This window comes from Acinetobacter sp. BIGb0102 (assembly GCF_003815055.1).
In the GTDB taxonomy this organism is placed as follows: domain Bacteria; phylum Pseudomonadota; class Gammaproteobacteria; order Pseudomonadales; family Moraxellaceae; genus Acinetobacter; species Acinetobacter vivianii.
In genome coordinates this window covers 523,141-536,363 of the sequence record NZ_RKQE01000010.1, presented here as the reverse complement: position 1 = coordinate 536,363, position 13,223 = coordinate 523,141, and the positions used below count along the sequence as shown (strand labels likewise).

Sequence of the window (13,223 nt, the reverse complement as noted above, 5' to 3'; positions counted from 1 at the left end):
AAATCGAATCAAAGCATTATTTTAACGTGATACAACGTTCAAATTGTAAAACTAAATCTGCAAATGCTGCGTAATCAATGGATTTAACCTGTTCCAGATCTTCCTTACTCAGCATCTCCTGTTCATTCGCTAAGCAGTAAAGATGAGGGTAGGGGCTAAAAACTGAAGATGGAATAGACAACATCGCATCACCCATAATAACGATATGATCATCAGATTGTGCCATTTGTGCCAACTGTTGCCAGATTTTATCGAGATTGTTATAAGGCGATTGGATTAAAAATAAAACACTATTTTTCATTGTGAAATACCTTACCAATACAAGACATGATCAAATGAGCGGATGAGTTCAGGGGTAATCTCGATAAATTCAATTTCCTGATCGGTATTCTTTATGATGTTAAGTTGTTGATTTTTAGTCTCAACCAAGATTGGAGTCAAATCATAGAACTCAAAACTGTCCACCATATTGGCTGCAATTTTAAAGGCATGTTTTAGCTGGTCGAATTCTATTTTATTGTCCAATAAACTCAAGGCAGCGCCTCTTAATAATACTTTGACAGAAATACCAAAGGTTGCTAAAACCATAGTGGCAGACAGACTTTCATTGGTCTGCAAATTCGTTAAATTAGGCTGCGTTAGGATGACAAGTACAGATTTCACACAATTTACCTTTTTAAAGCAACACTCTATTAAAGAACTTAAATTAAAATTGAATTAAACGAGAACAGCTTTGCACTGCATCAGCAAGCTCTCCAAGCCCAACCAGCTCAAAACCTTGTGCCAAGTTGTGATGTTGAAGCGAATGACGTTGTGCATTGCTTGCATCAGTGATTCCCCGAGCAAGGGCAGCACTGACACAGACAGGGAGTCGAATGCCCAGCTTTTGCCATTCTTGTTTCAGGTTGCGTTGATCATCAGGAAACCACTGTAAATCGTTCGCAACATGAACACCGTCTTGGTAAAAGAAAACACGAAATTCTTCATGCTTATTTTGTAATGCTTGCGCTAAACCCAATGCATGCCATGCGATCACAGAAGTTGGTGAGGAAGTAATTAACAGTAGTGTACTCATTGAACATTCACTATGGTCATAGTAGGCAAAATGCTGATGGACAGATTAAAAAGAAGGTAAGTATACAATGATTTTGGTGACAGGTGGTTTAGGCTTTATCGGTTCACATATTGCTTTGAGTTTATTGGCTCATGGGCAAGAGATTGTCATTGTTGATAACCTGGCTAACTCAACTTTACAAACTTTGGAACGTTTGGAATATATTTCAGGCATGTATATTCCTTTTGCAAAACTAGATGTACGTAATACGCCTGCTTTAAATAAAGTATTTGAACAATATTCAATTGATACCGTTATTCATACAGCAAGCTTTAAGTCGCTTGAAGAATCGGCCTTAAAACCGCTCGAATATTATAATGATAATGTCAGTAGCATTATGAGCTTGTTACGTGCCATGCAACGGATGGGCGTGAGACAATTATTAAACCTGTCCAGTCTGGCAGTGTATGGCAAGTCGGATAGCGCACTCTCTGAAGATACGGTCTTTAACTACGGTTATGCCAACCCTTATATTCGCTCGCAGCAAATGGTAGAAGACATTATTGCCGATACCTATAAAGTTGATCCTGAGTGGAAGATAGTCAATCTACGTTTGTCTAATATTGTTGGTGCATTCGAGCATGGCGTTCTAGGTGAGTATGTTACTCAACTCCCTAAAAATATTGTGCCTTTAGCATTGCAAGTTGCAGCGATGCAACGTGATTGTATTGAACTGCAAAATCAGGCTCAGACCAAAGATGGTACGGTGGAACGTAGTTTCTTGCATGTTCTGGATGCTTGTGATGCCATCTTAATGACCTTGAATTGGCTAAAAACGCAATCTGGATGTCTCGAGTCATTTAATATTGCCCATCAGCAACTGACCTCTATTCAAAGTTTATTGGATGAGATTTCAAAGGTGACGCAGGCCGAAGTTCGCGTTCAGCCTGCAATCTATCAACATGAGGAATTAGCTCAGCTTGGTGCAAATATAGATAAAGCACAGCGTATTTTAAACTGGACACCGAAACGGCCTTTAGCACAAATGATTGAAGATGAATGGCGTTTTTATCTGAATACCTTAAAAGGCAATTAAGATAATGATTCTTATTTACATATTTGGCTGGTTTGATTAGGATATCCACAACCAGCCAAAGCATTAGCTTGCTTCAGCCCGTGAAAATTTTAACCAAATAGAGCAGAGGTTGTTTATGCAAATGCGAATTGAACACGACACCATGGGTGAAATCGAGGTTCCGAATGAAGCCTTGTGGGGTGCGCAAACGCAAAGAAGTTTACAGAACTTTAAAATTGGTCAGGAGCGTTTACCACGCCCGATGATTCGTGCAATGGGCTTAGTAAAAAAAGCTGCTGCGATCACCAATGCTGAATTAAAACAACTTCCTGAAGATTTAAGTCAATATATCGTTGGTGCTGCTGAAGAAGTGATTGCTGGACAATGGGATTCACAATTTCCCTTGGTGGTTTGGCAAACAGGTTCTGGTACGCAAAGTAACATGAACTGTAATGAAGTTATTGCAAACATTGCCAACCAGAAACTAGGTCAGGTATTAGGCGCGCAAAAACCTGTGCATCCGAATGATCATGTTAACCGCGCTCAATCAACCAATGATTCGTTCCCGACTGCAATTCATGTTGCTGCAAGCCTTCAAATTAATGAATTACTCATTCCTGCCGTTGAAAAGCTAAAAAATACCTTACAGTGTAAATCAGAAGAATTTGATGACATTGTTAAAATTGGCCGTACCCATTTACAAGATGCAACGCCTTTAACTCTAGGACAAGAATTTAGTGGTTATGTATCACAACTGGAACATGGTTTAAAACGATTACAACAGGCTTTGGCTGGACTCTATGAATTGCCTTTGGGTGGTACAGCGGTTGGAACGGGCTTAAATGCCCATCCTGATTATGCGGTGAAAGCGGCTGAGCAATTAGCTGAATTAACGGGCCTGCCATTTGTGACTGCGCCAAATAAGTTTGAAGCTTTGGCAGGACGTGATGCAGCAGTATTTGCATCGGGTGCCTTGAAAACCTTGGCTGCAAGTTTAAATAAAATTGCCAATGATATTCGCTGGTTGGCGAGTGGGCCACGCTGTGGTTTTGGTGAAATCCGTATTCCTGAGAATGAACCTGGTTCGAGTATCATGCCGGGTAAGGTCAATCCAACCCAGAGTGAAGCGATGACCATGGTGGTCGCTCAAGTTTTAGGGAATGACACAACGATTAACGTGGCGGGTGCATCAGGAAACTTTGAGCTGAATGTGTTTATGCCAGTGATTGCTTATAATTTATTGCAGTCAATCCAGTTGCTTGGTGATGCATGTAATAGCTTTAATGACCATTGTGCAGTTGGTATTGAACCGAATCGCGACAAGATTGATCACTTCTTGCATAATTCATTGATGTTGGTGACAGCACTGAATCCTGTGATCGGCTATGAAAACTCTGCCAAAGTTGCGAAAACAGCTTACAAGGAAAATAAAACCTTGAAACAGGTGGCTGTGGAGTTGGGTTTGGTGACAGCAGAGCAATTTGATGAAGTGGTTAAACCTGAAAATATGGTTTCGCCAAATAGCAAATAAAAATATTTAATCAGCAAGATAAAAAATCCTTCTGCTTATAGAAGGATTTTTTATGAGAGTAGTTTTTATAAAGTGAACTGCGTACAATATACTTTTGATTGACGAAACTGTTGCTTCATTATGCTCTCGATTTATTTAACAGATACTAAAACCAATATTCAGTTCTCTGATTTACCCAATGAAAATCCTGTTAAGTTTCTGTTGAATTTAAAGAAAATTTTTCCAAGTACGGCTGATTTACTGTTACCTGTATTGCCAGAAGACAATAATCTGGAAAATGTAACTTGGGAAGCAACCTCAAAAGATTTTGAAGTGTTTAAAAAGTTACTGGAAGGCTGGGGCGTGATCGAGCTTCGTTTGAGTGCGATTACGACTTATAAAGATAAGAACTTTGCCAACGAGCTGGTAAAAAAAGCACAAGTTAAGCGTAAGCAGATTGCACAGGCACAACCTCAATTATCCTTGATTGCCTTGGACTATGTGTTAATGCATGAGATTCATGCCTTGATTGATGCTGAACTGGTGATGATTGGTGAAAAATTCTATTTGCCAACATTGCGTGAACTTTGGAAAGGGCAATTCTCCGAGCAAATTTTGCAATGTAAATTCTAAGATTTAAAAGCAGACTTCGAGTCTGCTTTTTTATACTCGATAAATAAGTACATACGTATAAATCTTGATCTACAAACATTTACAAGATTTTAGTGTGCGTATTTTGGAACGGCATATATATTGCTTATAAGGATATAAATATTATTGCGGGAGAGAAGTTCTTCAATGAACTCGCCGAAGGAGCAACGACCCCGGAAACTCTCAGGCAGAAGGACTGTAATAATAGACATAAAATCTGGAGAGCAGTGCTCAATTTGTAGGAACACAGGACATTTTTCTTCTACGATAAACACTCACCGAAGGGGAAGGCTTAATGATTAATTGGTAATCATCTGCCGAAACTCTCAGGTACCATGACAGATGGGGCTAAGCATTATGGAATGTTATGCATTTCAAGGAGTTTGCTATGCCACATGTTGTTGTAATTGGTGCGGGGATTACGGGTGTAACGTCTGCTTATGAATTAATTAAACTGGGCTATGAAGTGACGGTGATCGATCGTCATCTTTTTCCTGCAATGGAGACTTCGTTTGCCAATGGCGGACAATTATCTGCCTGTAATGCAGAAGTCTGGAACCAGAAAGCCACGGTGCTGAAAGGTATTAAGTGGATGAGTAAGAAAGATGCACCATTGCTGCTCAACCCATCCTTTAGTGCGCATAAATATCGCTGGTTAATTGAATTTTTAACGCATATCAAGAACTATAAAGCCAATACTATTGAAACCGTGCGTTTGGCATTGTTGGCTCGACAACGTCTATTTGAAGTTGCTGAAAAAGAAAGTCTTTCTTTCGATTTGGAAAAACGTGGCATTTTGCATATGTATCACACCAGAGAAGACTATGAGATTGCCAAGAAGGTCAATGATGTATTGGTTGAAGGCAAACTTGAGCGTAATGCAATTACGCCTGAGGAAATGAAAGCAATTGAACCGACCTTAACAGGCGAATATTTTGGTGGCTATTACACTGCTGGGGATGCAACGGGAGATATCCATAAATACTCTGTGGGGTTAGCAGAAAGAACTCAGCAATATGGGGCAAAATATTGTTTTGGTTTGGATGTGGTTGATGTTCAGTTCAATCAAGACAAAGCAATTGTTCATTGCAAAAATAGCTCGGAAAATGTGAATCCGACTGCTGATGGCATTACGGAAATTATTGCAGATGTGGTGCTGGTTTGTGGAGGAGTCGGCAGTTATCAATTGGCTGATATGCTGGGGGATAGTGTAAATGTGTATCCAGTCAAAGGTTATTCGATCACTGTTCAACTTAAAGATGAACGTAGTGTAAATAATGCGCCGTGGGTCAGTTTGCTGGATGAGAGTGCAAAAATTGTAACCTCTCGCTTGGGTGCAGATCGTTTAAGGATTGCAGGGACGGCTGAGTTTAATGGTTATAATCGGGATATTCGTGCTGACCGGATTCAACCGTTAATTAACTGGGTCAACCAGAATTTCGATATTTCGACTGAACATGTGGTGCCGTGGGCAGGATTACGTCCAATGATGCCGAATATGCTGCCTGTGGTAAAACAAGGTAAGCAACCACGAGTCTTTTATAATACGGGGCATGGACATCTAGGCTGGACTTTATCTGCTGCAACGGCAGTGTTGATTAGTCAGGAAATTGCGCAAAAATTCCCAAGCTGAAACAATAAAGCCGATGTTAGAGCATCGGCTTTATTCAACTAAAGTTTTTAATCGTACAGACGATAAATCCCTGTAAAACGCTCACAACCTTTCTGCTCTGATTTGACAATCAAAAGTGCTTTCTGAAAATCAAACTGGTATTGGCACTTTTTTTCATTATCAATGATCTGATTTTTTTGCTCAGGGGTGCTGTAAGCAAGTAATGACATGGTTTGCGTTTCTAGACGATTGTTGGGATTACGATAAGCGATCCCTTCAATTTTTAACTTGTCTTTATCGAGCTGATGAATTTGTAGATGAACAGGTTGAGATGCGATTTTGCCCTGTTCATATTTTAGATAATGTTGAGTCAAGGTCTGGTTCATAGACGTGTAAAAGTTCAGGTCATCCAGACGCGCTTCAAATTGCTGCTGAAAACAGTTTTTGGTTTTACATTGCTGTATCTGGTTGAGCCACTGTGTCTGCGTATCATGTAACAATTGCAAAGGTGCATCCGTTACCAGATATGCTGTTAAAAACTTGCTATTCAGCTTTTGACGCTGTTCTTTGTACTGCTTGGTGCATATTTTTTGTGCTTCCAAAGCAGAGCTGTTGCAGTTAATAGATTCCGCATAGGCAAATGTTGAGCAAAAACAACCCAATGTGATGATATAACCAGATTTCTTTAATTGATTTCTTACAGTGTTAAACAGCATAATCACTTATACTTTCAGTCTAATTTGCTCAACGTACTATAGCGAAATAGAAAGCCTGAATACAAGATTAGTTCGGTATATTGTAAAAGGAAAATCATATGGTTGCTCAAATTCGTATTGGACAAGGGATTGATGTGCATGCATTTGAAGAAGGTGACTTTGTTACTTTAGCAGGTGTCAAAATTCCACATACACACGGTTTAAAAGCACATTCGGATGGCGATGTGGTTTTGCATGCGCTGAGTGATGCATTACTGGGTGCTTTAGCACTGGGTGATATCGGACAGCATTTTCCAGATACAGATCCAGAATATAAAGGTGCAGATAGTCGTGTGTTACTGAAACATGTGTACCAGTTGATTTTAGATCGTGGTTATCATCTGAATAACGCAGATATTACGGTCGCGTGCGAACGTCCAAAACTCGCAAAGCATAATTTGGAAATGCGTCAAAGTATTGCGGATGTATTAGATGTGGATGTGACTCAAATTAGCATTAAAGCCACAACGACAGAGAAGCTTGGTTTTACAGGTCGTCAAGAAGGAATTCTGGCAACTGCAACCGTATTGGTTTCACATCAAGCAAAATAATGTGAAATTAGTAATTTTCATTTGATATAAGATGAATTTTTCAAGTTTTAAAAGTAATTTTTTTAGATGTAAAAAGTGGTAAAAGAGGGAAAAATGAAAAATTTAATTCTGGGTTTAGTTTGTATCGTTTCTATTACTGGTTGTACTACAGCAACGACTATAGAGAAAGCTTCAACAGTACAAATTAATAAGTTTTTTAAACCAGAGTATCAGTCAAAAACAGATGAGCGAAATGCAAGTATAGTGATATTAAGAGATAAGGGTGTTTGGGGTAGTGCTTGCAATTTTATTGTATCTATTGATAACAAAAAAATTCTAAAGATTAAATCAAATCAACAGGCGATGATCTATGTTAAGCCTCAATCTACATCGATTGAAGTCGAATTTTCGCCATCTGGCTTTTGTCCATATGCAAGAGTAACAGAAGAGTTAAATTTAGTTCCTAATGGCTCTACCAAATTTAGAATTAGATCATCTGGTTCTATGAATAATGCATTACAACTAATTAAAGTTGATAATTAGTAACTAACATCTTATATAAACACACATCTAAATCTTGATGCGTGTTTATATAATTTCTATCAAGCAAAATGATTGGTATTGATGAGTGACTGCTCTAATTCTTGTGTTGCTTTACGGCCTTGCAGCTGTAGAGTAATACTATGAATTAAACCCGTCCATGTTTCATTCGGTTCCCAGATCTGATGTAATAATTCTTGTGCAGTCGGTAGATCCATATTGAGATAAAACTGACGATATAAGTACATTAAGCTACTGACACGTGTATTTTCAGTGCAATGCAGCCAAACGATCTCGTTTTGAACCAAATGGTCAATTAAGTCCAGAATTAATAAACATTGCTCAGAGCAAGGTACGTCCCAATCAATTGGAATGTGAATATAATTCAGACCTAAATCCAGACAGATTTGATCCTGATTCGCTAAATAGTGTTCTGATTTGCTGGTCGCAAGGTTAATGACCGTACTGCAACCATATTCCTTAATCTGTTGTAATTGCTCGGCTGTTGGTTGAGCTGAGCTAAACAGATGCTCATGCACCAAAGAAAAACTTGGTATTTGAGATAATGCTTGTTCGAGTGAAGTCATAACGTCCGCTGTGTGTTGAGTGAGGTTCTCATATGATGAGAAACTTATTCTAAAGGGCTTAGCTTACTATAAGTGTTTTTATTTCAGTGTTCAATTTAAAGCGCACAAATAAAAACAGCATCAAAAGATGCTGTTTTTTTATCACTTAATCTTTCTTAAGATTCTCATTGAGTAAGAATTCCATCAATGCTTTCTGAGCATGCAGGCGATTTTCAGCCTCATCCCAAACCACAGCATTTTTATGGTCAAGCATGTTTTCTGAAATTTCTTCACCACGATGCGCAGGGAGGCAATGCATGAACAGACAGTCAGGATGTGCCAAGTCCATGAGTTTTTCATTGACCTGGAAATCTGAGAAGGCTTTCTCGCGTAACTTCTGTTCTTCTTCCTGTCCCATGCTTGCCCATACATCTGTGACGATCAGGTCGGCATTTACAGCGGCATCTTCTGCTTTATTGAATACTTCTGCACAATCTGCAAATTCAGCTAAAAATTCAGGTTTTGGCTCATAGCCTTCAGGTGAAGCAATTTTAAGTTTAAAGCCCATCATATGTGCAGCTTCAATATATGAGTTACACATATTGTTGCCATCACCAATCCATGCAACCGTTTTGCCTTCGATGCTACCGCGGTGTTCCTGAAAAGTTTGTAAGTCAGCAAGTAGCTGGCAAGGGTGGTGATCATCGGTCAGACCGTTGATGACTGGAACTTTTGAATAAGATGCAAAACGTTCGACGATGTCATGTCCGAAAGTACGGATCATCACGATATCCAGCATACTTGAAATAACACGAGCTGAGTCTTCAATTGGCTCACCACGTCCTAATTGTGTATCACGTGGAGAAAGGAAGATCGCGCTACCACCGAATTGGCAAATACCCGCTTCAAAAGAAATACGTGTACGTGTACTCGATTTCTCGAAAATCATTCCTAAAACTTTACCCGCAAACGGTTGATACAGCGTATGACTATGTTGCATGCGTTTGAGTTCTTGTGCACGATCTAAAATGCGTTGCAGTTCTAGTGTGGATAGGTCACGTAAAGTTAGGAAATGCCGAAGCGCCATAGCTACTCCCACAATAATTATTGAGAAAAATCAATAATTAATTGTTGTTTGACGAGTGGTGGATAAAAAAGAATTGACTACTATACTATAGGTTCAAGAAAATGCAAAAGAATTAAGGGCCTGCTGCCATTTTATCTATGATTGCGACAACGGATATTTTTTAGACGATACAAGACATGTTTTGCGAAATTTAGTGATCTAAATGAGAGAAACATAACGCAGTATGAGGAACAGCGTTCCGCAAGTAAAATATCCCTGTCCCAAAGGGTTGTGGCTAAAAATCCCTCATACTTCGTTATGAAACTTGGCAAGGGAATAGCCATTGCCTGCATTTCATGCCTTGTCTGATGAATTTTTAGCCTACAACGCAACTCGTTTATAAAGTGGCAACAGGCCCTAGGTTTTGATGAGCCTTTAAAAACAAGTCTACAGAATAGTTAATATAATCAATGATTTCGATATCATTTTCTGGCACATCTAACCCCATGAGATTGCGCCATTCGACATCTCTTAGCGTGCCAAAATACATCATTGCAGAAAATTTGGGTTGAGCACAGAAAATTTCATTGTTGTTATGTGCATGCTCAAGTGCATAGGCAATGGTGTTTTGAATATTGAGCGCGCATTGATTATAGAAATAATGAGCGAGCTGGATATCTTTTTGTGATTGTTCAGTAAACATGCGCATAAAAGCAATATTTTCAGGCTGAATAATATGCTGATAAAAACGATGCAGTGTCTGGGTCAGGTAGGTTTTTAAATCAGTTTTTTCTGGAACATAAGGCAAACATACCCCTTGAAAGAAAACTTCCCGACGATAATCGCAAATCGCGGTAAACAAACCTTCTTTATTGCCAAAATATTTATAAATAGAGGTTTTTGAACCACCCGCATGATTGACAATATCATCCAGAGAAACCGCTTCATAACCTTTCTCAAGAAATAAATCGGTTGCGCACAATAATAGGGCAAGGCGACGTTCATGTCCTCGACGGGTTTGCGGTTTACTACAGCTTGGATAACAAAGATCGGTCATTATTTACTTTTGGGGTGTTGGGGTGCTACTAGTATAACAAAAACCATATCTATTGTATGACTATGAAATTTAGCTATGTTTCAAAAGATCTCAAAATGTTAAAAAAGCGAGTCATTTCGACTCGCTTTTTGGTGTTATTTAAGCAGAGCGGCTTTCTTCCTCTTCATCGTCATCTGTCGAGTCCATACCCAGTTCTTTCAATTTCCGAGTCAGGGTATTACGGCCCCAGCCTAAAAGTTCAGCTGCATGACGTTTACGGCCGCGCGTTTGTTGTAGGGCTGCATTAATCAGCGTACGTTCAAACATTGGAGTGGCGATATCAAGAATCTTCATTTCGCCATTTTTAAGTTTCTGGATTGCCCATTGACCTAATAACTCATCCCAATGATGAACTGCGATACGTTCAACTAAAGCAGGACTGGTATTTGATGCTGCTTGACTATCACTTGTCTTTTGGACAGAGGCTTGTTTCAGTTCAGCAGGTAGGTCTTCAGGATAAACCTCACGTCCCGTGATCATCACTGTTAACCAACGACAAGTATTCTCTAATTGACGAACATTTCCGGGCCAAGGGAGTTGCTGCATATAATCAGTGGTTTCAGTACGTAAGATTTTTGGACTGACACCAAGCTCTTTACCTGCACGTGCCAAGAAATGCTGTGCCAGCATTGGGATGTCTTCGCTACGGTGAGACAGTTTTGGAATGTGAATTCGAATCACATTCAAACGATGATAAAGGTCTTCACGGAAACGGCCTTCATTGACTAATTTCTCAAGATCTTGATGGGTTGCCGCAACGATACGTACATCCACCTTAACGGGAATATGCCCACCCACACGATAGAATTCACCATCTGCCAGAACACGAAGTAAACGTGTTTGGGTTTCAAAGGGCATATCACCGATTTCATCAAGGAATAAAGTACCGCCATTGGCTTGTTCAAAACGCCCCTGATGTTGCGTATTCGCACCTGTAAATGCACCTTTTTCATGACCAAATAGTTCAGTTTCGATCAAGTCTTTTGGAATCGCCGCCATATTCAGCGCAATAAACGGTTTGGCGCGTCGAGGTGAATGCTTATGTAAGGCATGAGCGACTAACTCTTTACCTGTACCCGATTCACCATTAATCAATACGGTAATATGCGATTGTGACAAGCGACCGATGGCACGGAAAACTTCCTGCATGGCAGGCGATTCACCGATGATTTCAGTCGACTGTAATGGAGAAGCTGCTTTGGTGGCTTCTTGTTGCTGTAACTTATTAATATGCAAAATTGCACGATTAACCAGCGCTAATGCTTCATCAATATCAAAAGGCTTCGGTAAATATTCAAATGCACCTGTTTGATAACTTGAGACAGCAGACTCTAAATCTGAGTGTGCGGTCATAATAATGACAGGTAAGTCAGGATGAGTATTCTTCACTTTAGAAAGGAAAGTTAAGCCATCAATCCCGGGCATACGAATGTCCGTCAGAATGACATCTGGTGCATCCTCATGTAAGCGTTCAAGCGCAGTTTGGGCTTCTTCAAAGTTGGTGACATCGAAACCTTCTTCTTTAAAGGTCTTTTCCAGTACCCAACGCATGGCACGATCGTCATCTATTACCCAAATTTTATTTCGTGACATGGTTTAACTCCCAAGGTAGATATAAGCTAAATACGGTTTTTCCTGGAACTGATTGACATTCAATCATTCCGTTATGTTGATGCATAATATTTTGAGCAATACTGAGTCCCAGTCCTGTACCTTTGGCGCGTCCTGTGACTAAAGGATAGAAAACTGATTCCAGAATACTTTCAGGAACTCCAGGGCCATTGTCTTCAATATCAATACGCACGGTTGATCGATTCAACACACCATTAATCGTGACTAGACGCTGGATGCGGGTTCTCAACATGAGCTCTGGTTCTGAGTCGGTAAAAAAGTCTTTATTTTCGGTCATGGCTTGTACGGCATTGACGCTAATATTGAGCATGACCTGAATCAGTTGATCGCGATCTGCCATGACATCGGGTAATGAAAGGTCATAATCGCGGGTAATCTTGATTTTCTTTTTTGTCTGGTTGGCAATTAACGAGCGAACACGTTCCAGTGGTTCATGTACATTGACATGTTCATAGCTCGGTAATTGACGTGAGCCGAGCATCGTATCCGCCAGATTGGTCAAACGATCGACTTCACTAATAATAATGTCGGTAAATTCACCATAACGATCATCATTTAAACTACGTGCCAGTAATTGAGTCGCACCACGGATACCAGCTAACGGGTTTTTAATTTCATGTGCAACACCACGCACCAACTGACGAGCCACTTGGTGCTGTTGCACCAGATTCTCTTCTTTTGAAATTTTCAACATACGGTCAATCGGGTTGAGTTCAATCAATAAAAGAGGGTGATAGCTTTTGCCCGCATTCAGTTGAGAAGCGGTATAGTCAACATGAATCGCTTTAAAGTTAACATTGATGACCGCTTCGCGACGGGTGTAGTGTTGTCCACTTTCCAAAGTGTTTAATAAAGCTTCATGTGTGTTGAATGTGTCGTCGTGTGCATGTAACAAGTTAAGAACAGGCTGACCCGATGCACGCAGCAAACTGATATCAAATAATGCTTCACAAGCAGAATTTAAATAAAAAATATTAAGCTGACTATCGACCAGTAAAATGGCAGTGCTCAAATTATCTACTAAGAGCCGATAGTCGATAATGTTCTGTTGATCCATTTGTGAATCATCCTGTTTTAAAATGGCGCAATAAATATAAATTTTAATGAATAGCCATTAACTTCTAAAATGTACTTTA

15 protein-coding genes and 1 riboswitch are annotated in these 13,223 nt (G+C 39.7%); of the genes, 6 read left to right on the top strand and 9 right to left on the bottom strand.

Annotated elements, in window-relative coordinates; all coding sequences use genetic code 11:
* Positions 1 to 16: 16 nt before the first annotated feature.
* The 3 genes from EC846_RS05235 to tusD are packed head-to-tail and all read right to left on the bottom strand — an operon-like array spanning position 17 to position 1,075.
* Complete coding sequence (locus EC846_RS05235; protein ID WP_123774442.1) at positions 17 to 301, bottom strand: hypothetical protein; 285 nt, start codon at positions 299 to 301, stop codon at positions 17 to 19.
* Positions 302 to 312: 11 nt separating this feature from the next.
* On the bottom strand, positions 313 to 663 hold the full coding sequence (locus tag EC846_RS05230) for a hypothetical protein (protein ID WP_123774441.1): 351 nt from the start codon (positions 661 to 663) through the stop codon (positions 313 to 315).
* 43 nt (positions 664 to 706) lie between these two features.
* On the bottom strand, positions 707 to 1,075 hold the full coding sequence (gene tusD, locus EC846_RS05225; RefSeq protein ID WP_004771981.1) for a sulfurtransferase complex subunit TusD: 369 nt from the start codon (positions 1,073 to 1,075) through the stop codon (positions 707 to 709).
* Positions 1,076 to 1,142: 67 nt separating this feature from the next.
* Here tusD and EC846_RS05220 point away from each other — a divergent pair, with 67 nt between their 5' ends.
* The 4 genes from EC846_RS05220 (at position 1,143) to EC846_RS05205 (ending at position 5,923) form a co-directional block, all read left to right on the top strand.
* Positions 1,143 to 2,150 carry an NAD-dependent epimerase/dehydratase family protein gene (locus EC846_RS05220; RefSeq protein WP_123774440.1) on the top strand — a complete coding sequence of 336 codons (1,008 nt, stop codon included), beginning with the start codon at positions 1,143 to 1,145 and terminating at the stop codon, positions 2,148 to 2,150.
* Positions 2,151 to 2,265: 115 nt separating this feature from the next.
* Positions 2,266 to 3,660 carry a class II fumarate hydratase gene (gene fumC / locus EC846_RS05215; RefSeq protein ID WP_123774439.1) on the top strand — a complete coding sequence of 465 codons (1,395 nt, stop codon included), beginning with the start codon at positions 2,266 to 2,268 and terminating at the stop codon, positions 3,658 to 3,660.
* A 120-nt stretch (positions 3,661 to 3,780) separates the two neighbouring features.
* On the top strand, positions 3,781 to 4,272 hold the full coding sequence (locus tag EC846_RS05210) for a hypothetical protein (protein ID WP_004771986.1): 492 nt from the start codon (positions 3,781 to 3,783) through the stop codon (positions 4,270 to 4,272).
* Positions 4,273 to 4,409: 137 nt separating this feature from the next.
* A riboswitch (glycine riboswitch) is annotated at positions 4,410 to 4,499 on the top strand.
* A 179-nt stretch (positions 4,500 to 4,678) separates the two neighbouring features.
* Complete coding sequence (locus EC846_RS05205; protein ID WP_004771988.1) at positions 4,679 to 5,923, top strand: D-amino acid dehydrogenase; 1,245 nt, start codon at positions 4,679 to 4,681, stop codon at positions 5,921 to 5,923.
* A 47-nt stretch (positions 5,924 to 5,970) separates the two neighbouring features.
* Here EC846_RS05205 and EC846_RS05200 read toward each other — a convergent pair whose 3' ends face one another.
* Positions 5,971 to 6,618, bottom strand: a complete 648-nt coding sequence (locus EC846_RS05200) for a hypothetical protein (protein WP_123774438.1) — start codon at positions 6,616 to 6,618, stop codon at positions 5,971 to 5,973.
* 98 nt (positions 6,619 to 6,716) lie between these two features.
* Here EC846_RS05200 and ispF point away from each other — a divergent pair, with 98 nt between their 5' ends.
* A complete protein-coding gene (ispF, locus tag EC846_RS05195) occupies positions 6,717 to 7,208 on the top strand; it encodes a 2-C-methyl-D-erythritol 2,4-cyclodiphosphate synthase (protein WP_004771991.1) in 492 nt (163 codons plus the stop codon).
* Between the two features lie 93 nt (positions 7,209 to 7,301).
* Complete coding sequence (locus EC846_RS05190) at positions 7,302 to 7,730, top strand: hypothetical protein (RefSeq protein ID WP_123774437.1); 429 nt, start codon at positions 7,302 to 7,304, stop codon at positions 7,728 to 7,730.
* Between the two features lie 59 nt (positions 7,731 to 7,789).
* Here the strand turns inward: EC846_RS05190 and EC846_RS05185 are convergent, their stop codons facing one another.
* From EC846_RS05185 to glnL, 5 genes are all read right to left on the bottom strand, one after another.
* Positions 7,790 to 8,314 carry a protein tyrosine phosphatase family protein gene (locus EC846_RS05185; protein WP_123774436.1) on the bottom strand — a complete coding sequence of 175 codons (525 nt, stop codon included), beginning with the start codon at positions 8,312 to 8,314 and terminating at the stop codon, positions 7,790 to 7,792.
* A gap of 145 nt (positions 8,315 to 8,459) precedes the next feature.
* The gene (argF, locus tag EC846_RS05180; protein WP_004771995.1) at positions 8,460 to 9,380 is read right to left on the bottom strand and encodes an ornithine carbamoyltransferase; all 921 of its coding nucleotides are present in this window, start codon (positions 9,378 to 9,380) and stop codon (positions 8,460 to 8,462) included.
* Positions 9,381 to 9,756: 376 nt separating this feature from the next.
* On the bottom strand, positions 9,757 to 10,416 hold the full coding sequence (locus EC846_RS05175; protein WP_123774435.1) for a TetR/AcrR family transcriptional regulator: 660 nt from the start codon (positions 10,414 to 10,416) through the stop codon (positions 9,757 to 9,759).
* Between the two features lie 138 nt (positions 10,417 to 10,554).
* Positions 10,555 to 12,048 carry a nitrogen regulation protein NR(I) gene (glnG, locus tag EC846_RS05170; protein WP_004771997.1) on the bottom strand — a complete coding sequence of 498 codons (1,494 nt, stop codon included), beginning with the start codon at positions 12,046 to 12,048 and terminating at the stop codon, positions 10,555 to 10,557.
* Entirely contained in the window at positions 12,035 to 13,144 is a 1,110-nt protein-coding gene (glnL, locus tag EC846_RS05165; protein ID WP_123774434.1) for a nitrogen regulation protein NR(II), read from the bottom strand. Before glnL ends, glnG begins: the two co-directional genes overlap by 14 nt.
* Positions 13,145 to 13,223: the final 79 nt, after the last annotated feature.